This window comes from Paenibacillus sp. P36, assembly GCF_045866505.1.
In the GTDB taxonomy this organism is placed as follows: Bacteria; Bacillota; Bacilli; order Paenibacillales; family NBRC-103111; genus Paenibacillus_E; species Paenibacillus_E chondroitinus.
In genome coordinates, this window is record NZ_AP038372.1 from 6,113,975 (window position 1) to 6,135,405 (window position 21,431).

At 45.5% G+C, this 21,431-nt stretch carries 22 protein-coding genes and 1 riboswitch; of the genes, 5 read left to right on the plus strand and 17 right to left on the minus strand.

The features are described 5' to 3' along the window. Window positions 1-77: 77 nt before the first annotated feature. The 5 genes from ACKTT9_RS27275 to ACKTT9_RS27295 all read right to left on the minus strand — a co-directional run bounded on the left by ACKTT9_RS27275 (window position 78) and on the right by ACKTT9_RS27295 (window position 5,060). Window positions 78-950 (minus strand): carbohydrate ABC transporter permease, encoded by an 873-nt coding sequence (locus ACKTT9_RS27275; protein ID WP_407868382.1) that lies wholly within the window; start codon window positions 948-950, stop codon window positions 78-80. Between the two features lies 1 nt (window position 951). Further along, window positions 952-2,031 (minus strand): ABC transporter ATP-binding protein, encoded by a 1,080-nt coding sequence (locus tag ACKTT9_RS27280; RefSeq protein WP_407868383.1) that lies wholly within the window; start codon window positions 2,029-2,031, stop codon window positions 952-954. 21 nt (window positions 2,032-2,052) lie between these two features. Continuing rightward, on the minus strand, window positions 2,053-3,366 hold the full coding sequence (locus ACKTT9_RS27285) for an ABC transporter substrate-binding protein (protein ID WP_407868384.1): 1,314 nt from the start codon (window positions 3,364-3,366) through the stop codon (window positions 2,053-2,055). Between the two features lie 192 nt (window positions 3,367-3,558). Next, window positions 3,559-4,191, minus strand: a complete 633-nt coding sequence (locus ACKTT9_RS27290; RefSeq protein ID WP_407868385.1) for a glycerol-3-phosphate responsive antiterminator — start codon at window positions 4,189-4,191, stop codon at window positions 3,559-3,561. Between the two features lie 26 nt (window positions 4,192-4,217). Then, on the minus strand, window positions 4,218-5,060 hold the full coding sequence (locus ACKTT9_RS27295) for a metallophosphoesterase family protein (RefSeq protein WP_407868386.1): 843 nt from the start codon (window positions 5,058-5,060) through the stop codon (window positions 4,218-4,220). Between the two features lie 174 nt (window positions 5,061-5,234). After that, window positions 5,235-5,367, plus strand: a riboswitch (SAM riboswitch). Between the two features lie 98 nt (window positions 5,368-5,465). On the opposite strand from ACKTT9_RS27295, the gene ACKTT9_RS27300 reads away from it, so the two are divergent. The 3 genes from ACKTT9_RS27300 (at window position 5,466) to ACKTT9_RS27310 (ending at window position 8,062) form a co-directional block, all read left to right on the plus strand. Beyond that, the gene (locus ACKTT9_RS27300) at window positions 5,466-5,966 is read left to right on the plus strand and encodes a hypothetical protein (protein WP_407868387.1); all 501 of its coding nucleotides are present in this window, start codon (window positions 5,466-5,468) and stop codon (window positions 5,964-5,966) included. Window positions 5,967-6,030: 64 nt separating this feature from the next. Beyond that, entirely contained in the window at window positions 6,031-7,413 is a 1,383-nt protein-coding gene (locus tag ACKTT9_RS27305; RefSeq protein ID WP_407868388.1) for an MFS transporter, read from the plus strand. 10 nt (window positions 7,414-7,423) lie between these two features. Then, entirely contained in the window at window positions 7,424-8,062 is a 639-nt protein-coding gene (locus ACKTT9_RS27310) for a peptide-methionine (S)-S-oxide reductase MsrA (RefSeq protein WP_407868389.1), read from the plus strand. A 46-nt stretch (window positions 8,063-8,108) separates the two neighbouring features. On the opposite strand, the gene ACKTT9_RS27315 is transcribed toward ACKTT9_RS27310, so the two are convergent. The 4 genes from ACKTT9_RS27315 to ACKTT9_RS27330 form a co-directional block, all read right to left on the minus strand. Continuing rightward, a complete protein-coding gene (locus ACKTT9_RS27315) occupies window positions 8,109-8,636 on the minus strand; it encodes a DUF2569 domain-containing protein (protein ID WP_407868390.1) in 528 nt (175 codons plus the stop codon). 244 nt (window positions 8,637-8,880) lie between these two features. Then, complete coding sequence (locus ACKTT9_RS27320; RefSeq protein ID WP_407872978.1) at window positions 8,881-9,735, minus strand: IS3 family transposase; 855 nt, start codon at window positions 9,733-9,735, stop codon at window positions 8,881-8,883. An 11-nt stretch (window positions 9,736-9,746) separates the two neighbouring features. Further along, window positions 9,747-10,043, minus strand: coding sequence for a transposase (locus ACKTT9_RS27325; RefSeq protein ID WP_407867563.1), 297 nt, complete (start codon window positions 10,041-10,043; stop codon window positions 9,747-9,749). Between the two features lie 269 nt (window positions 10,044-10,312). Continuing rightward, the gene (locus ACKTT9_RS27330) at window positions 10,313-10,969 is read right to left on the minus strand and encodes a cupin domain-containing protein (RefSeq protein WP_407868391.1); all 657 of its coding nucleotides are present in this window, start codon (window positions 10,967-10,969) and stop codon (window positions 10,313-10,315) included. Between the two features lie 206 nt (window positions 10,970-11,175). Here ACKTT9_RS27330 and spoVB point away from each other — a divergent pair, with 206 nt between their 5' ends. Continuing rightward, window positions 11,176-12,726: a stage V sporulation protein B gene (spoVB, locus tag ACKTT9_RS27335; protein WP_407868392.1), complete on the plus strand. Its 1,551-nt coding sequence runs from the start codon at window positions 11,176-11,178 to the stop codon at window positions 12,724-12,726. A 44-nt stretch (window positions 12,727-12,770) separates the two neighbouring features. Here the strand turns inward: spoVB and ACKTT9_RS27340 are convergent, their stop codons facing one another. After that, window positions 12,771-14,057, minus strand: a complete 1,287-nt coding sequence (locus ACKTT9_RS27340) for a S1C family serine protease (protein ID WP_407868393.1) — start codon at window positions 14,055-14,057, stop codon at window positions 12,771-12,773. 291 nt (window positions 14,058-14,348) lie between these two features. On the opposite strand from ACKTT9_RS27340, the gene ACKTT9_RS27345 reads away from it, so the two are divergent. Beyond that, window positions 14,349-14,696, plus strand: a complete 348-nt coding sequence (locus ACKTT9_RS27345) for a VOC family protein (RefSeq protein ID WP_157319408.1) — start codon at window positions 14,349-14,351, stop codon at window positions 14,694-14,696. A 65-nt stretch (window positions 14,697-14,761) separates the two neighbouring features. Here the strand turns inward: ACKTT9_RS27345 and ACKTT9_RS27350 are convergent, their stop codons facing one another. From ACKTT9_RS27350 to ACKTT9_RS27380, 7 genes are all read right to left on the minus strand, one after another. Further along, a complete protein-coding gene (locus tag ACKTT9_RS27350) occupies window positions 14,762-15,970 on the minus strand; it encodes a multidrug effflux MFS transporter (protein ID WP_407868394.1) in 1,209 nt (402 codons plus the stop codon). Between the two features lie 98 nt (window positions 15,971-16,068). Then, the gene (locus ACKTT9_RS27355; protein ID WP_407868395.1) at window positions 16,069-16,764 is read right to left on the minus strand and encodes a DNA alkylation repair protein; all 696 of its coding nucleotides are present in this window, start codon (window positions 16,762-16,764) and stop codon (window positions 16,069-16,071) included. 68 nt (window positions 16,765-16,832) lie between these two features. Then, window positions 16,833-17,150, minus strand: a complete 318-nt coding sequence (locus tag ACKTT9_RS27360) for a GDSL-type esterase/lipase family protein (RefSeq protein ID WP_407868396.1) — start codon at window positions 17,148-17,150, stop codon at window positions 16,833-16,835. 138 nt (window positions 17,151-17,288) lie between these two features. Beyond that, the gene (locus tag ACKTT9_RS27365; protein WP_181646587.1) at window positions 17,289-18,050 is read right to left on the minus strand and encodes a DeoR/GlpR family DNA-binding transcription regulator; all 762 of its coding nucleotides are present in this window, start codon (window positions 18,048-18,050) and stop codon (window positions 17,289-17,291) included. 110 nt (window positions 18,051-18,160) lie between these two features. Continuing rightward, the gene (locus ACKTT9_RS27370; protein WP_407868397.1) at window positions 18,161-19,201 is read right to left on the minus strand and encodes a hypothetical protein; all 1,041 of its coding nucleotides are present in this window, start codon (window positions 19,199-19,201) and stop codon (window positions 18,161-18,163) included. Window positions 19,202-19,220: 19 nt separating this feature from the next. After that, window positions 19,221-20,048, minus strand: a complete 828-nt coding sequence (locus ACKTT9_RS27375; protein WP_407868398.1) for a glycerophosphodiester phosphodiesterase — start codon at window positions 20,046-20,048, stop codon at window positions 19,221-19,223. A 23-nt stretch (window positions 20,049-20,071) separates the two neighbouring features. Next, on the minus strand, window positions 20,072-21,403 hold the full coding sequence (locus ACKTT9_RS27380) for an ABC transporter substrate-binding protein (protein WP_407868399.1): 1,332 nt from the start codon (window positions 21,401-21,403) through the stop codon (window positions 20,072-20,074). Between the last annotated feature and the right edge of the window lie 28 nt (window positions 21,404-21,431).

Sequence of the window (21,431 nt, forward strand, 5' to 3'; positions counted from 1 at the left end):
TCTTCTTTGCTGTTTACATATAACAACGTGCGATCCGCTTCCATGATCTGTTCAGCTTTCAATGGAGTCACTTCCTTTTATTGATAATGTACGCGTTTGGACATCAGTTTAAAGTAGATGATGGTTAACACGCCGACAATGAACAACAGGATGACTCCCGCCGCAGAGGCGTAACCAATTTTAAAGAACCGGAAACCGTATTCGTATATGTAATAAACAAGGGTATTCGTTGTGTTAACCGGCCCACCTTGCGTCATGATCGCGATCGTCTCAAAAACCTGAAAAGATCCAATCATATTGATGATCACGAGGAAAAAGATGGTAGGCGAAAGCATCGGAAGGATCAACTTGTAAAAAGTCGTCCAAGGTTTGGATCGATCCAGTGCTGCCGCTTCGTAGATGTCCTTCGGTATGCTTTGCAATCCGGCGATAAACACCAAGGTATTGTAGCCAAGTCCCTTCCAAACAGCGACGATAACTAACGAAATCAGAGATGTCTTTTGCGAGGAGAGCCAGGCGAGCTTGGCAAAGCCGAACAAACCGATAAACCAGTTTAATAAACCATACTGCGGATCCATCACCCATGCCCAGATCATGGAAATGGATACCCAAGAAACGATATGCGGACTGAAGATCGCTCCTTGCACAAAACTTTGAAACACACCCGTTTTATTCAGCCAAAGCGCCAAAATTAAGGAAAGTCCAATGATGAACGTAACCGTCAAAACGGTATAGATGGATGTGTTGTTTATTACTTGTATAAATTCTTTTTCCGTTAAGAGATCCGTAAAGTTCTGCATCCCGACAAAGTTCTTGTTAGGGCTAATAAAATTCCAATCATACACACTCAGGTACATCATATAAAGGATCGGATAGATAAAAAACAACGAAAACACAGTAATGGCTGGAGCCACCATGGCGTACGGACGCAGTTTTCCCCATATGGTCATATTAAACACCGCCGCCAGCAACAAGGATTTTCTCACGTTGGACATGTCTGGATATGTCGCGAATTCTTTGGCCCTCTAAGTCAAAATAGTAAAGCTGGTCATAAGGAATCAATACGTTAATATGATCATTCGTTTCCAAAGCGGTAAGGAAGGTTTTGACGAAAAAGGTGCCCATGTGTGAATCGATCTGATAAATATTTTCCGCTCCCAGGCTTTCTCTGGTAATAATTTCACCTTCCATAACAAACCCGTCTGCGCGATCCTTCGGAGACATCACCACATGTTCAGCCCGGAAGCCGATATACCCGATCTCCGAAGCTGCCTCCACCTTTAATCCTTGTACATGGCCATAATCAAAAATATTCATAGCCGGAGTACCGATAAACTGTGCCGTGAAAACATTTACCGGATCGTTATAAAGCTTCAACGGCGAATCCGACTGCTGAATAACTCCTTTATTCATAACGACGATCTCATCGCCCATCGACATCGCTTCCACTTGATCATGGGTTACATAAACAAACGTGCTGCCCAGCCTTTTATGAAGCTGAATCAACTCCGTTCTCATCTGATTGCGCAGCTTGGCGTCCAGATTGGAGAGCGGCTCATCCAAAATAAATACCTTCGGTTTCTTGACCATCGCCCGGGCTAACGCCACCCTCTGACGCTGGCCCCCGGATAAGTTTTGCGGCTTTTTGTCCAGATGAGGCGTTAACGCCACGATTTCACAGATATCGCGGATCAAGGTTTCCCGCTCCATTTTGGGTACTTTTCTGTTCTTGAGCCCGAACTCGATGTTTTCTCGTACAGTCATGGTCGGATATAACGCATAGTTTTGGAAAACCATGGCGACATCCCTAAGCCCAGGCTGCGTATCATTTACACATTTGTCGCCAATCCATATTTGTCCTTCGGTCTGTTTTTCAAGTCCTGCAATCATGCGCAAGGTTGTTGATTTGCCGCAGCCGGATGGGCCGACCAGCACGGTAAATGACCCATCTTTGATCGTCAGATTCAGACCGCTGATAATCGTATCGTCTTTATATTTTTTGCCAATATTGACTAGTTGGATCTTGGCCATACGTTCATCTCCTTACCAGGATTACTTGCTCAACAATTTATTCGCTTTTTCCGCAGCCTCGTTCATGGCATCTTGCGGTTTGACATCTTTTTCAAGGATGGCTTTCGTCATAGCATCAATGATCGTTTTTGAAACTTCAGCGTAGGCATTCGCGTTCGGACGCATGACGGCATACTGTAATTGATCGGAAGCTACTTTGTATTGCGGGAACTCTTTATAGTAGTTTTGCAGCTCATCGCTTTGCAAAGCAGATAGACGGTTAGGCAGGTATCCAACATATTTATGCTGATAGATCGTGTTTTCTTTGGATGTCATGAACTTCACAAACTCCCAAGTCGCTTCTTTTTCAGCATCATTCTGCTTGGACGTGATGGCCAATTGGCATCCGCCTGTTGGAACTCCATACGATTTATTAGCAGGCATAAAGTCGGTTGCCATTACGAAGTTATTTCCTTTCGCAACCTCTAAGCTTGCTGAAACGCCTGCCGTAGATCCGATTTTGAAAGCGGAAATTTGGTTGGTCCAGTCTTTCTCCGCGTCAGCACCTGCTGTCTTTCCTACCGTAAACTTGATCAAACCGTCATCGGACATCTTCTTCCAAAACTCTACTGGTGCCACGCCTTCTGGGGAGTTGAAAGCAGCTTTTTTGCCGTCCTCGCTTAGTACCTTACCACCGCTTTGAGCAACGAGCGCCTCATATTCCCAGACGCCTACGGCCATCGTCATCGGTGTCTTCCCTTTTGCTTTCAGAACGCGGGAATATTCCTCTAGTTCCTTCCAGTTTTTCGGACCGGCAGGGTCCAAACCGGCATCTTTTAGCATCGTGACATTTTTGTAAAAGATCGGGGTGCTTCTCATAAATGGAATCCCATACAGCTTGCCATCGATATATGCATTCCCCATAAGACCAGGGTTAAAATCCTTAATATTGACTTGTGCCTCATCCCTTGCTGCAAGAGGAGTCAGATCTACAAGCATGCCTGAGCGGGCGAAAATCCCGGTAGAGGCAATCTCGAGGTCAAAAACGGCAGGTGCGTTCCCAGCAGCGAATGCCGCTTGCACTTTTGCATGAAGATCATCGTAGGTGCCTTGGTTGGCTTGCTGAACTTCAATTTTGCTCTGTGACTCATTAAACTTTTTCACCAGGTTCTGTTTGGCTTCTTCAATTTTCCCACCGTTAGCCGTCCAATATTTAATGACGATTTTGCCTTGTGGAGAGGAAGCCGTATTGGCTGAACCCGAAGCAGCCTTGTCTCCCGCACCACCTGTTCCGCATGCTGAAAGCATAATGACTGAACTTACCGCAAGAATCGATACTAATTTTTTCTTAAACATTTGTAGTTCCTCCCGATTTTTTAGTATGAATCCAAAAAGAAAGAAGCCTAAATCAACCGCCGACTTCAAGTCGGCCGCTAATCAGGCTTCTCCACTACTCCAACCTATTACTATTTACTTGTCTGGCTTCATCATAATCGCCCAGTATTAAATGAGTGTTAAGTGGTTATTAATATTATGAAAATTATTCCATCAACCAATATTCCGAATAATGTTTTCTTCTGTCGTATAGATCTCTCGCCATAAATCCGTTTTGGAAGCAGATACCGCCGTTGCTCCGTGTTTAAAGCCATCCATAACCTGGCTTCGTTCGTACACCAAACCGCCTGTAATAATGGGAAGCGTCGTGAACTTCTTAATCTCTCCTATCATTTGCGGAATTCGTGCCGGCATGACTTCAATGATGTCCGGCTCCACTTGAGCAAGACTTTTGAAAATGTTCTCCACGCCTTCCGTATCAACCAGGAAGAAGCGTTGAATGGCCAGCAAGCCCATTTTTTTCGCTGTTTTTACAACATTCGTTTTCGTCGTAATAATGCCTGTTGGTTTAATTACTTTGGCCAAGTAGTCCATACCATAAGAGTCGGTACTTAAACCGCCTATTTTCTCCAAGTGCAGAAAGACCGGCAGCTGGTGCTTATTGAACAAATCTACATAGCCTTTAATAACGCCGATATGACCCGTTAAGAGGAATACACCGCTTAATTGGTGTTTAAGAGATAAGGCAATTTCGATTTGTTTTGGCTCCTTGATGGAAGCCACCATTCGGTGTGTGCTTAATCTTTCAAAAAACATTCCGCCTTCATCCTGCTTAAGCTTTTTCATCCATCAAGACCTCCTCTGATCAGAAACTATCGTTGTTCCGCTTCTATTCGCAAAGAGACGATGCACGCCCGTTCTAAATCTGTCCCGCGTGCGCTGGCATTATGTCTAAAATGGTTCATATTGCTGTATAACATCTCAACATTCCCTGTCAGGGCTGCATCCGTAAAATCAATAGCCGAAATCCGAATTTCATCTTGTTCGACGTCTACAATCCGTAAACCATGCTGATCAAGACAAGCAGATAGTTGAACAAACGTCCAATTATTTTGCTTAACAATAGAATCAATGTGCGTATGCCCGTTAAAATAGATCCCTACGCCTTCTTTCTTGCTTAAGATCTTCCACATATCGATGCTTGGGTGAATGGAGCCTTTGTCTTTATCGGAATTGGTTGTCGTGTTATGTACCGGATGATGAGCAAAAACTAAGACTGGTTTCGTCCCCGATGCCGTTATGACCTCTTCAAACCATGCCAATTGTTCTTCGTCGACCCAGCCTCCCCAGTCCTCAAAATCCATTTCTTTAGCTGTATCCAGGAAGACAAGCACGGCTTTCTCATTTTCAACAGCGTGATAGCGAGGTTGTCCCGTTATTTCGAGAACTTCCCTTCTTGTTTGAGCATACAGATCATGGTTACCTAAAGCATGGTAGAACGTTCTATCACTTTCTCGCAGCAGCGCATACACTTCACGAAGCTCCGAGGAATGCCCGTAATTCGTCAAATCCCCCAGGGAAATATGAGCATCACCTTCCAATTCTAAAAATCGTCCCAGTAGAGTTTCATAAAATTCATTCCGTGCTTCTAACCAACCAGGAATTGTTTCATCAATTTCGTGATAATGCAAATCTCCCATTACGACTAGTTTCATAAAGATCGCTCCTTCTTTCACTAAAATTTGATGTCATCTATCCTCATGATAGTTAGCTTGTATTAAATTGATTAACTATTTCATTTATTAATTTTGTAAATATTTGACTTGAATTTTATCCTTGACAACAGAGTGCTTTGTAGTAATATTGAACGTAATCGAATAGGTTGATTTTTCTTATCAAGAGTAGGTGGAGGGACTAGCCCGATGATACCCGGCAACCGACAAACCTTTGTTAACAAAGGAATGCACGGTGCTAATTCTTGCGGAGACGCTGTGTTAGGCTAGCGAATCTGGGAGATAAGAGCGAGGCGATGACTTTGAATTTCTATGACCTTTCTCTGTTTCCGGAGAAGGTCATTTTTGCTTTTTCGAGCTATTACACTTGTTTAAGGATGTGACAAGATGTCAATCACAATGAATGAGAGAATGACGACGATTGAAACCGCCCAGACTTGCCAGGATCACCCCCCTCTTCAAATCGCTTTGCTGCAAGCAACAGTCAAGATTACCCGAATAGAATGTTTTCGATATGACCATGAGCTTATTAATAAGCTGCAGCTTGGAAACGAAGTCGAACATATCTATGGACTTCTTGCTATTTCCACAGATGCGGGAGCTGTTGGCTTCAAGGAATTTGCAATCCCTTCTGGAAGCCTGAAGTGCGATTTGACTACGTGGGTTGCTCTATTCCAGCGGATAAAAGGGCTGACTTTGACCGAAAGTATGAACTATACACAATTAAAACAAGAGGCATGGGGCCCCCTGAGAAAAGAGTTGATGGAGTCCGCCTTACAGAATCTAATTGAAAAAACAGAGCCTATCTCACAACCGCACAAGGATCAAAAATATATCTTGGATCGGGCCTACTTATACAATCATGCGCAAGCGTATATCTCCTTTTAAACATAAATTGGCAATTAAAAATACTTATGTTAGATTGCAGCACCATTGAAAGGAGTTCATCTTCTTGTCAGATACCGCCAAATCAAACAAAACCGGCCATCTATGGCTCATAACAGCTGTAGCTTTGGGGACACTGCTTAACCCTCTGAACACGACCATGATTTCCGTCGCTTTTTCCAGGCTGCAGGAGGAGTTTCATGTCACGTATGCCTCGATTTCTTGGCTCATTGCAACCTACTATGTGGCTAGTGCCGTCGCACAACCCGTCATGGGGAAGGTCGGCGATTTATTCGGCCGCAAAAAAATCTTCATGCTCGGACTCGCCCTCATCACCGTCTCCTCCATGCTGGCGCCGCTTTCAACGAGCTTTGGCTGGCTGATGACCTTTCGTGTCATTCAAGCGATCGGCAGCTCCGCCCTATTCCCCAATGGCATGGGAATCATCCGCTCGGTTATCACGACGAATCAGGCGAGAGCGCTAAGTGTCATGTCAGTGTTCTCCTCCACCTCGGCGGCTCTAGGTCCATCGCTCGGAGGATTTTTGATCCAATATAGCGACTGGCCGTCTATTTTTCTCATTAATTTTCCGTTTATCGTCGTGTCATTCGTACTCGCTCTCCGAATGATGCCTAAGGATGCACCACGGAAGCAGGCAGGTGCAGGTTCTCTAGACATAACAGGCATCGTCTTTTTTACTGCGCTGATTTTCAGCTGGCTGTTCTTTTTCCTATCGTTCAAATCCGGTGTCAACTGGCTGCTGCTCCTTCTTAGTCTGGTGCTCAGCGTAGGCTTTTACTGGTATGAAGCCAAGAGAAAGCAGCCGTTTATTGATGTCCTGTTTCTAAAACGGAATGTCGATGTTTGCTTCGTTTATTTGCAATTCATTTTAGTCAATATTGTGTTCTATTCAATTATGTTTGGGATCCCTTCGTATTTGCAGCAGGTGCGGCATTACAATGGGCAAGAAGTGGGATTAATCATGTTGTCCATTTCAGGCTTCGGCATCCTCGTTACGCCCCTTGTGGGCAGGTGGATTGACCGTTCCGGTTCGCGAACTCCGCTGCTCGTCGGTACGTTATTCGTTGTGGCTGGAACCTCCATGCTCTTAACGATTCATGATAGCTCCACTGCGGTTTGGATTTTTATCTGCTTATCTGTGCTTGGCATCAGCAACGGGTTTCAGAATCTCGGACTGCAAACAGCCCTGTATTCTTATGTTACAACAGCAGAGACCGGCATTGCCTCGGGTATGTTCATGACTTCTCGTTTTATGGGAACCATATTATCTTCGAGCTTGCTCGGAACGGTTTTCAGCACGCAAATCACGACTGCACACTTTCACAGCTTGATTATAGGGTGCGTGATCATCAGCGTACTGATGCTTTTATTGTCCCTTCGCATGTTTCTTAGAGCGAAAAGTGGGACGGAGCAAGTCCAGTCGCGATAAGGAGATGAACATGATGAATAATGGCAACAACCAAACGGTAACCCTGGGGATGGGGTGCTTCTGGAGTCCGGATGCTTTGTTCGGGCAGCTGGCTGGCATCACGAGAACACGTGTGGGTTTTGCCGGAGGAACGACAGAGAACCCCACATACCGGCAGCTTGGAGACCACTCCGAGACCGTCGAAATGGACTTCGATTCCAGCATCGTGAGTTTGGAAGCCATCCTGCATGTGTTCTGGGGCAACCATAATCCGGTAAATATAAATGATTACAAAGGCCGGCAGTACCGATCTTTGATCTTATATCGCGACTCCACACAGTTGGATATCATTCGTAAGGTGATGGCAAACAACGAGGAACAAGGAAAGGGCATGCCGGATACCGAGGTTGCTCCTTTTAAAGGCTTTTACCCTGCTGAGGACAGACATCAGAAATATTATTTGAAGCGGTATCCCGATGCCATTGAGAAATTGAGAGCTCTTTTTCCAACCGAGGAAGAACTGACGAACGCAACCTTGGCTGCAAGATTAAACGGACTGGCTAAAGGTTATACGAATATGGATAGAATCATCAACGAAATCCGGACATGGCTGATTAGCGGTGAGGAGCAAGAAGAGATCATTCGGCTAATTCGAGGGATAAAATGGTAAGAGGACTAAAGGCAGCCGATCTGGTTAGATGGGCTGCCTTTTTCCTTTAATTCGTATATGTATTTTTCACTCGTTTTGAAATGATAAAGTAAGGGATCCAGATTAAACAAGTAACGAATGATTTAACAATATTTCTGCCTTGTTCCCCCATTATTTCGTGAGTCGCCATTTCCTCAATGGAGTTTGAAATAAAATAGTAGCCTACATTAGCAGCAAAGTTAATCAAGTAAAAATATATCGCCATATATTTCAATAGCTTCTTTTTTTTCAAGATGCAATAACCAATGATGACTGGAAAAATCACATAAAATAAATTCATGGCCGTCTCATAAATGATAATAAAAGCGTATTTCCAGTTTTCCTCATACAATTGAGACAAACGTCCACTTTGGTAAATAGGAAGTATCGTATCCATCAAATAGTAGAAGGAGCTCCCGAAAGTTAATAGGAGGCCTATCGCTACCAAGTAAAGCCAACCACCAAAACCATAAGGCTTGACCTTTTTCTCTGTGAGTGGCATTCTTTCTGTCGTGTTATCCAGTTTTACGGCTAAGTCGTTTTCTGTATTTGTCATTGAGTCACCTTTCAATCTTTTCCGTCTCACCTTTATACTCCCTAAAAAAATAAATTCTGTCAATCAAATATGTGAGCGTGATTACTTCGATTGCCAGCACCTCAATTGCTGATACCTCAATTGCCATCACTTCAAGCCTCGTAAGGGAACTGGAGTCCCTTATTTTGTAAAAAATGAGCTGTTTCCTAATTTGGCGGAACTACTGGACTTCTGTCAAGAAAGTAAACACACCATTAAGTGCCGATCACGCGGTTTCTGCAAAGGTCGCTGCAAACTGAACAGGCGAAACATAGCCAAGGGCACTATGAACTCTTTTGCGGTTATAGAAGAACTCAATATACCGAAAAATGGCTTCGTATGCCTGCTGCTTGGTTTTGAATTTCGTGCAATAGATGAGTTCTTTCTTTAAAATGCTGTGGAACGACTCTATGCAGGCGTTGTCGTAGCAGTTTCCTTTGCGGCTCATGCTTGCTTGCATATAGTATGAGGCTAGCTTTTCTCTGTATTCTTTGGAGGCGTATTGTGATCCGCGATCGGAATGATGAATAAGCCCTTTGCCTGGCCTTTTAGCCTGATAAGCGGCTTCTAGAGCGCTCAGAGTGAGCTCTGTTGTCATTCGATCATGAAGCCGCCAGCCTACGATTTCTTTGGTGCACAAGTCCAAAACACTTGCTAGATACAATCGACCTTCTCGACAAGGGATATAGGTAATGTCTGCTACCCAGACCTTCTCCGGTGTATCGGTTGCAAACTTCTGATCAAGTACATTTGGCGCAGTTGGTAGGTTGTGATTGGAATCCGTCGTTTGTACTCTAAACTTGCGAGATACACAGGAACGTAGTCCTAGCTCTTTCATGTAAACACTGACGGTACGCTCTGAGATGGTTAAACCCTCTTTCCACAGCATACGAGTAATTTTGGGGCTGCCATAACGCTCCCCGGAATCATGAAAGTGATAACCAATTCGCTTCAGTACCGCTGCTTTATGCAGTTCTTGCTCGCTGGGTAGCGCCTGTTGCCACTTGTAGAAACCGCTCCTCGATACCTGCATGACCCTGCACATCTTCGCCACCCGAAACTCAGAGCGATGATCTTCGATGAACTGGAACCTTAGTTCCTTTCTTTGCTGAAGATGTGCAGTGCCTTTTTTAGAATGGCCAGTTCCTCCCGGAGATCCTCTTTCTCCCGCTCAGAGGCCTGCAGGCGTTTCTCGATGTCCCGTAGTTTCTCTGGGTTACCTACAGGCTCGTTTTCAAAGGAGCGATATTTTGTCATCCAATTCTTTAATGTTCCGGCTGGAATGTTCATTTCCTCTGCAATCTCCGGCAATGTCTTTGTTTGTTCCTGAACATATTTTACTGCCTGTTTTTTAAATTCTTCATTATATCGTTGGCGTTGCTCTCCCATGGGCGGACACCCTCCTATTCGTTAAGTCTATTATTGGGGTCACTTAACGATGTGTCCACTTCTAATTCTAGCCGCATACAGGCTCTTATTTCTCGTCAATGGCCCGGTTTCACTGCAAAATTGGCAAAATAGAGGAACGTAGTTCCCCTAATATTGGAACCCGTTCGTTTCCTTCGAAATAGCGCCCTCTAGTTCCCTAAAGTGAATAACCCAAAGAACCGCAATTAATGAATTGCGGTTCTTCATTTGCCTAGAAGACCCAGCCAACCCTACCGATAGCCGTTGCCAATGCCCGGGAAAGGTGATGGCCGCGACACATACCCCGTATAAGAAGCTTGCGGATGCGGCTCCGCTTGCGGTGGGTAAGTGTCTGGCCGCACCTGGCGTTGATGCGAGCAATCGGCCGGCGGCCCGATCGTGACTGTGCTCGTGATCGGAGCTAACGCCTGCGTGATTTGCGCTTGATCCAAGCAATACGTATGAGCAAGCATGTTTCTCGGCGCCAGTCTGAGGAAGTCGGATACCGCGATGAATTCCGGTACCGGCGCATCGAAGATCGCGAGCAGATGCGTATCGTCTTCGGTTGCCATTTCCCAGTGGAACCACCCTTGCGGAATATTCGCTACCTGACCGGGAGTAATGTTGTAGGTAAGCACCATTTTGGTGAACGGATTCAGGAGGGACACGACCGCTGCGCCTCGAATGCAATAGACCAGCTCCGTTGCGTTCTGATGAACATGCGGCTCGACCACGTTCGCTTTGGATAAATAGATGTCGAGCAATGATACATTGCCCAGCGTATTCAATTGCTGAATACTAAGCGTGTTGATGAAATTGTTCGCGTCCTTAGTGAATGTACGATTGTTTTTCAGATCGTAGAAATATTGGACGTTTGGAGAAGTGAAATCCATATAGGATACAGCCATACGCTCAGCCTCCCGATATTTTCATCTTTACTAAACGTATTCCATTTCATCTATACCCATGACAAATGCCCTTCCTCCCAATCAACTTTCACTCCATACGGCCCATCCATCCGCAAAAATGACATCAAAACCGGCTTGTTCGCATGCTTTTCCAATTTTTGAATACATTTAAATATTCGATAAACAGAAACAGGAGGACACAAGTCATGTCACAACATGGGCATTCGTTCATGAGAGGTACGCTGGTATTGTCTGTCGCTGCTTTCATCAACCGTATTCTCGGTTTTATCAGCGGCATGTATATCGCGCGTGTACTGGGCGCAGAGGGTATCGGCATCTTGATGATGGCCCATCCGCTCGTCCCGCTCGTCATTACGATTACGGAGTTGGGCTTGCCGGTAGCCATTTCGAAGTTGGTCGCAGAGGCCTCCGCCCGCGGCGAACGAATGAAAGTAAGACGCATTCTGCATGTCTCACTTGCCGTCACCGGCTTCTTGAGCGTAGCGCTCACGACCATAACGCTGCTTGGATCCGAGTGGATCGCATCCATTCTCCTAAGCGACCAGCGTGCATATTACGCGATGCTCGCCATTACACCGATTGCGCCGATTGTAGCCGTCTCCGCCGTATTAAAGGGATATTTCCGCGGCATGCAGCGGATGAAAACTATTGCAGCCTCCGATGTGCTGGAGCATACCGTTCAAATCGCCTGCGTGTTAGCGCTGGTCCACCTGCTCCTGCCTTACGGCGTCGCTTATGCCGCCGCAGGAGCCATGGCTGCCTCTGTCATCAGCGAAGCGATCAGCCTCCTCTTCCTCGTGACAAGCTACAAGCTGTTCGGCGAATCGAGGATGCCTGGCGAAACTTGGGCAAACCACCTGAAGCAAGGAAGAAGCACACTCGGCGAGCTGCTGCAGATCGGGCTGCCGACAACCGGTCACGGCATTATTCACTCGTTGTACAGTACCTTCCAGCCGCTTCTTATCACAACGAGCCTAGCGCTCGCCGGTGTCGGTACGGCGCTGGCCACCAAGCAGTTCGGCATGCTGGCCGGCTATGCGTTTCCACTGTTGTTCATGCCAAGCTTTATCACGCAATCCTTGTCAACCGCACTTATACCTGCAATTGGCGAAGCAGCGGCGAACAAGAACAGCCTGCTTATCCATGAGCGAATGAATCAGGCTTTGAACTTGGGGCTTCTGATCGGCGCTCCGGCAACCGTAATCCTGTACGAGTGGGCGACTCCGCTAACGACGCTTGTCTATCATGCTCCCGAAGCAGGATTGCTGCTGAAAATACTGGCGCCCATGTTTTTCCTGCATTATTTCGATGCTCCCCTTCATGCGATTCTGCTCGGACTCGGCCGCGCGCAGGCTACGCTGTGGAATTATGTCATAGCCACCGCATTCAAGGCTGTCACGATCTACATTTTAGGCAGCCAGCTGGGCATTATCGGTGTGGCTTACGGCATCGGTATCGGTATTGTGATGCAGACGGTGCTGAACTTCTTTTCCATCTCCAACTCCATTGGGTTCTATTGGAACATTCGTCCCTATGTCAAAGTTGGGATCAGTATGATGATGATGGCGATATCCGGACACTGGATCTATCAATATGTAATGAGCCATGGCATGCCGCAGGTTTGGTGCGTAACTACTTCTATCGTTTGTTCCTTGCTTCTCTATTTCGCGGCACTCGTATTCACAGGTACGTTGAATTGGAAAAGTTCGCGTCACAGATTTTCAATTCCCTGGTAAACGTAGAAAGAGACCCTCAGCGGTTGCTGGGGGTCTCCATTTTATTAGCTTTGATAACTGGTTGCTGCGTTTTTATCACCAACTTTAACGGTAACATCTTTCTCTTGCCCGTCGCGAGAAATGGTTATTTTCAGTTCATCGCCAACAGACGCGGCTTGCACAGCTTTGGTAATGTCCTCCGTGCTGGAAGATGCTTTACCATTTATACTTAAAATAACGTCATATTGACGAATGCCCCCTTCAAATGCTGGCGTACCATGCTCTACTTCAGCTACTACGGCACCTTTTGTGCTGTTGATTTTCAAATCTGACAGCATATCATCCGTAATATTTTGCAGCGCTACACCAATGTAGGGTGCTGGCTCTTTGGGGATCGTTTCATTATTTTTCAGCTTATCCACAACTGAACTGAACGTGCTTGAGGGAATGGCAAAACCGATGCCTTGCGCTTCAGAGTTAACAGCCGTATTAATACCGATAACTTCCCCATTCAAATTTAAAAGCGGACCGCCAGAGTTCCCTGGATTGATCGCTGTATCCGTTTGTAGTAAATGCTTGTAGTTTCTAGTCCCTTGGGTATCATCAATGCTGATCTCACGTTCTTTGGCGCTTAGGACACCTGTCGTTACGGAGTAATCGAAGTCATACGGGTTGCCGATCGCAACTAACCAATCGCCTACTTCCGTATTGTCGGAACTGCCTATTTTCAATGCTGGAAATTCTTTGTCCCCTTGAATCTGAAGGACTGCCAAGTCTAGATCATAACTGCTTCCTAGAAGTTTTGCTGTAAAAGGGGTATCGTACCCTTGGACATAGACGCTAATTTCGTCCGCGCCGTCGATGACATGCTCATTAGTTAAAATATATCCACTCGAGTCAAAGATAAAGCCCGATCCAATCCCATTTTCAATGGTATCCCCACTTTGGGTGCCTTGTTGGAATGGGTTTCTTCTATTTTGCCCCGTATTCGTCTGCTTTACTTTCGTCTCAATTTTGACAATTGCCGGACTCGCGGATTTTGCAATGGCAGATACGCTATTATTCCCTGTTGGTGATAATGACGCCGTTTGGACATTGGCTGCATTTGAATTAGCCGTTGCAGCGATGCCTGATGGCGTGGACGCAGTATCAAATCCAAACAAATTCAACTTATCCGATGTGAACATCAAACCGCCAATAACGACCGCGCCAGCCATAAAAGCTGCAAACATGGATTTAAATTTAGGATTTCCTATTTTGTTATCAACCTTTATACCCTTTACTTCGATCATATCATTGATATCATTCATATCGTTCATATCTTTCATATTATCTTTCATATCTTCATTCATGTGATTACCACCTTTCGAGTGCTAGTTAATTGAATTAATGTTGATAGTTGAAGTATAGGACGCGAACCTGAAATGAGACTTAAGTTGGGCTGATAGGCATATGAAAGTTAACTGAAAATATGCTGAAGGCGCGAAGGCTGTCCTCGGTGATAATTTCAAGCATTAGCTCCTGCTCTTTAGAAAACAATACTATTGGACAACCCCACGCGAAAAAGGAACTTACCTGTACATCTCGAATATCTACTGTAATCGGATGGCCAAAAATAAGAAGATAGACAGGAGTAAATTACGATGATCAAAGGTTTCGGCGGCATATTTTGGAGAACTAAAAATGTTGAGGTTATAAAAAAATGGTACAGTGATGTGCTGAAGATTGAAATCGGAGATTGGAACGGGACGATCATACAACCTCAATCCGGCAATGAAACGATCTTTTCTTTCTTTACCGAGGATAGCGGCTATTTTCCAAAAGAACAGCAAGTCATGTTAAATTTCCAAGTCTACGATCTGGACGAGATGATTCAACATCTTGAACAAATCGGTGTACCTTTAGCGAAGAACAAAGAGGTCGGTGACTATGGCAAGTTTGCTTGGATCGAAGATCCGGAAGGTCGGCTGATCGAGCTGTGGGAAAAATAAGTCGGCAAAGCGAAAAAGCCTCTAGAATGCACAAGTTAAGTGCTTCTAGAGGCTTTTTAGTTTAGTTATCGTTGAGCGACTCCGCGTGAGCCTCTTCTTACGAGAATAAAGTATGCGAACATCGCAGCGGCGCTCGTCAACAAAATAATGACGCCTAACGGCACAGCCGTATTCTCACCCGCGATACCGACCAGCGGGGAAACAACAGCCCCGAGCAAAAAGGGGATGACACCAAGCAATGCAGCAGCGCTGCCCGCATTTTGACTTTGGCTCTCCATCGCAAGCGGAAAAGCTGCCGTTGACGTTATACCGATTGCAGCCACAAAGAAAAATAGCGGAATTACTAAAGCAAAAAGCGGCCCATGAACGATGGCTACTACTAAAACTGTAAGGCTGGCAAAAAAGGCCACCCACAGACCGAACAACAGAAAGGCCTGTTCAGAGACGCGATGCGACATCCGCCCCACCACTTGGGAGCCGATGATTAAGCTTATGCCGTTCGATCCGAACAAAAGAGCAAATACCGTCGGCGAAGCGCCGTAAATATTTTGATAGATAAAAGGCGTTCCCGACACGTAAGCGAACACGCCCGCGATCATAATGCCTTGTGCCAGCATGTAGCCGACAAACTGGCGATCTCGCAGGAGCGAACCATAGTTCTTTAACTGTTCCATAAAATTGCTAGGCCTGCGACGATCGGATGGCAAAGTCTCTTGCAGCTTCCATTTTGTCATCGTCAATAGGTACAATCCTAGTATCGCGAGTGCGATAAATACGCCGACCCACGTCGTGAAAGATAGTATTCCGCTGCCCGTAACCGGTGCTACAAGCGGCCCCAAATTACCGACTAGCAGCAGCAGGGAGAAAAACTTGGTGAGTTCGTGGCCGCTGTACAAATCACGTGCAATTGCCCGGGAAATAACAATACCCGCGGATGCGGAGAAACCCTGCACGAAACGGAATGCAATCAACACGCCGATATTAGGCGAAAACGCACAAGCTAATGAAGCGACGACATAAAAGGCCATCGAGATAAGCAGCGGGTTGCGTCTGCCATAGACATCACTCAGAGAACCCATCACGAGTTGACCGATGCCCAGACCGAGTAAACAAGCGGTCAAACTGAGTTGTACAAGGGAAGCCGTTGTACCAAATTGCTTTACAATTTCCGGGAACGCGGGTAAATACATATCAATGGTAAAAGGCCCGAGTGTCGAAAATAAACCGAGCAGCAATGCTAATCTAAACGCATGCTGATTGTTCTTGCTGGTCATAATAAAAATGATCTCCTATTCTTCTATCCTTATCCAAGTCTCATATAAAGAACCTGATGTTCATCCTAACACAAATCTACAAATTCCGACAATGAAATTTAACACCTTACATATTTGCGTTTGAAACCGATTCTCCCTTTTTCCACTTCCTTTTGAATACGCTCGGAAGCGATCAGGCTCTTATTGCGTTGGACTTCAACCGGACCAACGACCTTTGCGGTTTCAACAGCCTTATCATGAAGCGGCAAATACGATACTCCTACTGTGTAAATGAAATTGTTCATCGCATATTTCGTTCGTTCGGGCATATCATGAATCGTATTTTTTACCCTTTCGAGCAGAGCGGCAAGTTTACTTTCATCAAATTCGCTGTCCCGTCGGTTACCCAAGAGCCAGCAGTAACAACTCCAGCCTGCCGACATTTTCAACTCTTCACCGCTAAGGATCCATTTATCGGCAACCTGCTGGGCGATTTCTGTTTCTGCCAAAGTTACAGCAACCACATAATCAGACAGCATATAAAAATAGGCTCCATCTATCCAACGGTCAAAATCCGCTTCCGTCATTGCCTTTGGATCAGCAATAACGCCGGCAAAATACATCGCATCATAGTTCCCAGTATTGTAAAGCTCCTCAGCCAAAGGTTGATTGAGCTTAATTTTCTTGGCAATGGGCTTCATTTCCCCGGTAGCTACGCCAAATAGTGGCTCGTGCGCACCGTTGGAGACGTAAATTTTCTTGGTTCTTTCCTTACCCAGAACTTCAAGTTCTTGCATGACCGTTTCTACGTTCATAGATGAACACTTCCTTTTTTATTTCATCGGATAAATACTCATATCCTAGTTCGCCGAAATGTAGGCCGTCATTTCTTTGCCCTTTTAATAGTTCGGATAAATGGCGAACCCATATCAGTGAGATTCCTCTTATAATCTAGCAATTGAACCCTCTTATGATGTGCAGCATCATTTGCGCCAAATAGTACCGTCACGAGATCCGGGTTATGAGATATGACATCACTTTGAATTCTCTCGATCGCATCAAATGTATTATTGCCAGGCACGCCAGCGTTAATGACTTCCCATTCTTCGCCGAGTTTAGAGGCAAGTGTTATGGTCAATAGCGGGCGATCGTAACCTTCTGTCCTTGAAGTTATACTGTCTCCGAAACAGACCAGTTTCATGAACTTGCTCCCCTCTACCGGTTCGATATATTCACTTTAACACAAAACCAATCACATTCGTAAATCCCCAAAATATATAAAAAGGACACCCCCACGGGGTATCCTTAGTTGAACTTGGTTGATCTCCACTCTCATCGATCACACCATGATAACATCCATTCCACTGTCGCGGAATTGCCGCACCACATTTTCCGATACGTTGCTGCCTGTAATCAGTGTATTAATGGATGTGCAAGGAGCTACGGTATGTAACGATACCTTACCTATTTTACTGTCATCCGCTACAACAATTATCTTTTCAGCCGCATTTATCATGCCTTTTTTGGTAGGAACCAGCTGGGCCTCAGGATGCATGAGACCATACTTGGGATGAATGACAGGAATCCCGATAAACGCCTTCTGAACATGGAGGGAACCCAGAACATGATCCGTGAACATACCGTTTAACATATAGCTGGAAGGATAAAGATCGCCTCCGGTTACAATGACCTTGATGCCCGGTGCATCACGCAGCTCTGTAGCAATATTCATATCATTGGTGACTACTGTAATGTTTGATCGTTGAACCAGGTTTTTGGCAATATGCAGTGTTGTAGTTCCGGAGTCAATAATGATGTGCTCTCCGTCTTCCACCATGCTTGCGGCCATCTTGCCAATCCTGTCTTTCTGATCGAACTGTTGAACAACTCTTTCATTAAACGAAGGTTCATTATGCGTCCATTGATCGATTGTCACCCCACCGTGTGTCCTCTTCGCAAGTCCCTTCTGTTCGATTTCCTCCAGGTCCCTTCGAATGGTAGCTTCATGAACGTTAAATTCTTGGGCTAATTCAGCGATTGTTGCAACACGATGTATTTTTACATATTCGACTATCCTAAATTTTCGTTCTGCCGCTAACACGAGGCACCCCTCTTATGTGCAAACTTTGCTAATATTATGCTCAGATAAGAGTATATTCGCTTATTTTTGCTTTTAGATTAGTATATGCTGTTTATTCGGTCAAGTAAAATCTATTTATTGCGATTTTTGATAGCCGCCTCAGGTAGCATCCGATTGTACGTGTACACATTTGCCAAGCGCAAAGGCGTGAAGTCGGAGGCAAAGCCTACACCAAGCTCCGCTTTTTGAGGGTGTTTAACATCGGGAATTCGTACAGCTAAACCTTCCGGTTCTCTAAAAGACAAAGAACTCCCAGCCGTAATCAGCTGCTTGTCGACTATTTCTCCTGTATCAAAATTCACAGTAGTAATGTACGTATTGCCTGTCGGTTCAACCGAACCGCTTGTGCCGTAAGAACTCCCCTCCAGCAAATAGAGGTATTGCCCGTAAGAGGCGAAGCCTTGAAATGTTCCTACGCTTGGCTGCACAACATCCGCAATAGCGTCATACTGGTGCTGCTTAACACTTTCCAATTCATACACACCGAAGTGGAAAACACCATCTTTCCGGTAGCGCATTGTTAACAAGTCGTTAGCCGCATCAATATTTACCGTTGTGCGATCCGCCCCTTCGATGAGCTTGTGTTTCTGAAGCTCCGGCGACTCGGGAGTTAAGATCTTTCCATTCTCAAACTTGAATCTTGTGATGACGGTTCCCCAACCATCTTTTCCCTCTGCAACGGAGTCTGTTTCCGACCAAATATAAGGAATTCCGTCTTCCGTTTCAACTCCGATCTGAACACCATGACCGAAACCTTTCAAGTACATGTAACCTATCTGGTTTCCCTCAAGATCCAGCTGCGTTAAAGCTAAATCGCCGTTCAAACTGCGATTGGCCCCGCTGACGGCAGCCGGTTCTCCCGGAAGCATAAGCCCGCCTGCCATCAACTGCACGGTATAGATATGCTTATTTACGTTATCAAAAGCAAATGATTGCAGAACGGTGCCATTTTGCAACGTTTTATCACGAACCAGCTCCGTCGGCTGTGCGGACAAATCAAACACTTTTGAATGCCATGAAGGCTGCTTTGCACTCGCCGTAGGCATGGATGACCCAAGCACACAGGTGAGCACGACTCCTGCAATCAACACCATACACCTTTTAGTTCTCATCGAATTTGACCTCACTTTCCTAATCAAAATAGCGATTCAATAGCTCAACAAATACACTTGGCTCGTCAACTGCATATCGCCGAATTCCCATGTTCAGCAATTCAAATAAGTCTTCCTGATCAAATTTATACGGCAGCACTTCCAATTCCATCCCCGCTTCTCCCAAATACTGCAGAGCCTCTTGAATAAAAGTCTTCTGCAGTTTGTAACGCCACGACTGCTTTTCCTCGGCATCTGGCAGGTGAAGCTGAATCATATTGAGGGAGTCAAACCCTGTTTGACGAATATGTGTGAATGTTTCCATCGCTGTTTCTGGGAAGCGTGCAGGAATCCACAGCATGGTTCTCACCTCGGGAATTAACCGTTTAACAGTTTTACAATTCTCATGATTATTGTGGGCAAAAATAATCTGCCGGGCTACGCCATATTCTTGAATCAGCGCAGCCAATGCTTCCAAATCTACCTGTTTAAAGTCCAGATAAAGCTGACGGTCGGAATGCTCGGACAAAACAGCCAATATCTGCTTAAGTGAAGGAACCTTCTCATTACGGAACTGCTCGCCGAATTTCACACCTGCATCCCATTGCTGAATCTGATCAAAAGTAAGTTCAGAGATCAGCTTGTCTTGATCCGCTTCGGGTACGGACAGCGTTCGTTTCGGCGTTGCGTCATGTATACCGATAATGATGCCATCTGCCGTTTGCCGGATATCAATCTCGGGTATCCCCCCGAGATTCCATGCGTAATTCATCGCTGCCATCGTATTCTCGGGAACTTCCGAATTCGAGTTTTGGTGCGCTTGCCATTGAATAGCCCTGCTCCCTAAGTTCTTGTCAGTTATGGACATTGTCGCCATTCCTCCACATTATTTTATTTGGACTTCAAAATTCGTTCCGTTTCCTTTTTAAATCCATCTAATGAAGATTTGATATCTTTGCTGTCATACATGATTGCCTGCATAACGGAATGAAACTCTTTCATAACTTCCGGCCAAACGACGCTTTTATTGGTATCAACGGCAAATTGAAGCTGATCGTAAGCGACCTTGCGGTTCGGCTCTTTCGTCCATAGATCCTGAATTTGCTTCGTTTCGACCATTTTCTTAGTGAAAGGCAGGTAACCCGTATCGATTATGAACTGTAAGCCGCCTTGCGGATCAGTCTCCACCCAATTAATGAACTCCCATGCTGCGTCCTTTTGCTTGGATCCCGTAGTCATGGCAATATTAGCGCCGCCTGTAGGCTCAGCATTCACTTTATCTTTCGGCATGAAAGCGGTTACCATTTTAAACTTAAGGTTGGAAAGCGATCCCATGACACCTGTCGATTGGAACATCATCCCGACTTTACCGTCTGTGAACATCTGATTGACAATGCTGCCGGAGTTTTGTGAAGGTGGGTAGTACAAAGCGCCAGACTTTTGCATATCCTTCAAGTAGCTAAACACTTTGTCCCCAATTCCGTTATCAATAAAATCAACTGAAGTTGCTTTCTCATTGAAAAACTTACCGCCTGCTTGCGCAATGAAGGCAATCGGGTACCACGAATCGTGAACCATCGTAAGCCCGTAACGCTTGTATTCGCTTCCTTCCTTAATCACCAGCGCGTTGGCAACTTTGTTCAGTTCGTCCCAAGTTGTCGGAACCGCAAGTCCTTTTTCATCCAGCATATCCTTATTGATATAGAAAATCGGCGTGGAACGGTTTAAAGGCAAAGATACCAATTTGTTATTAAACGTAGAATGCCCCATCAAACCAGGAACGAAGTCATCTGCACTCAGTTTCGAGCTTTTCATATAGGAGTTAAGATCTTGCAATACCTCAGCGTCTGCGAACTGCTCGACATATGCGCGTTCAAGCATCGTCACGTCGGGGGCGGTACTGGCGGCAATCGACTGCTGCAATTTGGTAGCGGTTTCATCATAATTGCCTTGAAACGTTCCAACCACTTCAATATTAGGATGGGAAGCATTGAATCGATCAATCATCGCTGTCATATACTCACCGGTTTTTCCCCCGAGAGAGTGCCAAAATTGAACCGTAGCCTTGCCTTTTGCCGGCTCGCCAGAGGCCTTGGCCGTCGCAGCCGAAGTCGATGCTGGAGCCGTTGATCCTTCAACGCCGCTTCCATTTGATGAACAGCCTGCTAGCAAACCCGTTAATACGACTGCAGTGACCATCATATTGCCAACCTTTTTCTTCATGTATTTACCCCTCCATTAATAGGATTAG

Coding starts and splice junctions, on each gene's coding strand:
- ACKTT9_RS27355 (WP_407868395.1), bottom strand. CDS start 16,764: ATGAACGTAGAAACGGTCATGCAAGAACTTGAAGTTCTGGGTAAGGAA.
- ACKTT9_RS27280 (WP_407868383.1), bottom strand. CDS start 2,031: ATGGCCAAGATCCAACTAGTCAATATTGGCAAAAAATATAAAGACGAT.
- ACKTT9_RS27360 (WP_407868396.1), bottom strand. CDS start 17,150: ATGAAACTGGTCTGTTTCGGAGACAGTATAACTTCAAGGACAGAAGGT.
- ACKTT9_RS27285 (WP_407868384.1), bottom strand. CDS start 3,366: ATGTTTAAGAAAAAATTAGTATCGATTCTTGCGGTAAGTTCAGTCATT.
- ACKTT9_RS27310 (WP_407868389.1), top strand. CDS start 7,424: ATGATGAATAATGGCAACAACCAAACGGTAACCCTGGGGATGGGGTGC.
- ACKTT9_RS27295 (WP_407868386.1), bottom strand. CDS start 5,060: ATGAAACTAGTCGTAATGGGAGATTTGCATTATCACGAAATTGATGAA.
- ACKTT9_RS27340 (WP_407868393.1), bottom strand. CDS start 14,057: ATGAATGAAGATATGAAAGATAATATGAAAGATATGAACGATATGAAT.
- ACKTT9_RS27325 (WP_407867563.1), bottom strand. CDS start 10,043: ATGGGAGAGCAACGCCAACGATATAATGAAGAATTTAAAAAACAGGCA.
- ACKTT9_RS27275 (WP_407868382.1), bottom strand. CDS start 950: ATGACCATATGGGGAAAACTGCGTCCGTACGCCATGGTGGCTCCAGCC.
- ACKTT9_RS27380 (WP_407868399.1), bottom strand. CDS start 21,403: ATGAAGAAAAAGGTTGGCAATATGATGGTCACTGCAGTCGTATTAACG.
- ACKTT9_RS27330 (WP_407868391.1), bottom strand. CDS start 10,969: ATGGCTGTATCCTATATGGATTTCACTTCTCCAAACGTCCAATATTTC.
- ACKTT9_RS27315 (WP_407868390.1), bottom strand. CDS start 8,636: ATGACAAATACAGAAAACGACTTAGCCGTAAAACTGGATAACACGACA.
- ACKTT9_RS27370 (WP_407868397.1), bottom strand. CDS start 19,201: ATGAGAACTAAAAGGTGTATGGTGTTGATTGCAGGAGTCGTGCTCACC.
- ACKTT9_RS27350 (WP_407868394.1), bottom strand. CDS start 15,970: ATGACCAGCAAGAACAATCAGCATGCGTTTAGATTAGCATTGCTGCTC.
- ACKTT9_RS27300 (WP_407868387.1), top strand. CDS start 5,466: ATGTCAATCACAATGAATGAGAGAATGACGACGATTGAAACCGCCCAG.
- ACKTT9_RS27345 (WP_157319408.1), top strand. CDS start 14,349: ATGATCAAAGGTTTCGGCGGCATATTTTGGAGAACTAAAAATGTTGAG.
- spoVB (WP_407868392.1), top strand. CDS start 11,176: ATGTCACAACATGGGCATTCGTTCATGAGAGGTACGCTGGTATTGTCT.
- ACKTT9_RS27290 (WP_407868385.1), bottom strand. CDS start 4,191: ATGAAAAAGCTTAAGCAGGATGAAGGCGGAATGTTTTTTGAAAGATTA.
- ACKTT9_RS27375 (WP_407868398.1), bottom strand. CDS start 20,048: ATGTCCATAACTGACAAGAACTTAGGGAGCAGGGCTATTCAATGGCAA.